The sequence below is a fragment of the Microtetraspora sp. AC03309 genome (assembly GCF_020826795.1).
Lineage (GTDB): Bacteria > Actinomycetota > Actinomycetes > Streptosporangiales > Streptosporangiaceae > Microtetraspora > Microtetraspora glauca.
Genome location: NZ_JADDIL010000508.1, coordinates 1 through 455 on the forward strand (window position 1 = coordinate 1; position 455 = coordinate 455).

The 455-nt window shown below is 64.4% G+C and carries 1 protein-coding gene; it reads left to right on the forward strand.

All coding sequences use genetic code 11. From position 1 onward, the window contains the following. Positions 1–455 (forward strand): FGGY-family carbohydrate kinase (locus IMZ11_RS44100; protein ID WP_255708223.1); only part of this gene is annotated, 455 nt, incomplete at both ends.

Genomic DNA, 455 nt, shown 5'->3' on the forward strand with positions numbered 1-455 from the left:
GGCAATTTCCTGCTCCTCAACACCGGCGAGAAGATCGTGCGTTCGGAGAACGGACTGCTCACCACGGTGTGCTACCAGTTCGGCGACTCGAAACCCGTTTACGCGCTGGAAGGTTCGATCGCGGTTACAGGGTCGGCAGTGCAATGGCTGCGCGATCAGTTGGGCATCATCAGCGGCGCGGCACAGAGCGAGGCGCTGGCCCGGCAGGTGACCGACAACGGCGGCGTCTACTTCGTCCCGGCGTTCTCCGGGCTGTTCGCCCCCTACTGGCGCTCCGACGCCCGGGGCGTCATCGTCGGACTGTCCCGCTTCAATACCAATGCCCACCTGGCGCGGGCCACCCTGGAGGCGATCTGCTACCAGAGCCGCGACGTGGTCGAGGCGATGGAAGCCGATTCCGGTGTGCACCTTGAAGTTTTGAAAGTCGACGGCGGCATCACCGCAAACGCCCTGTG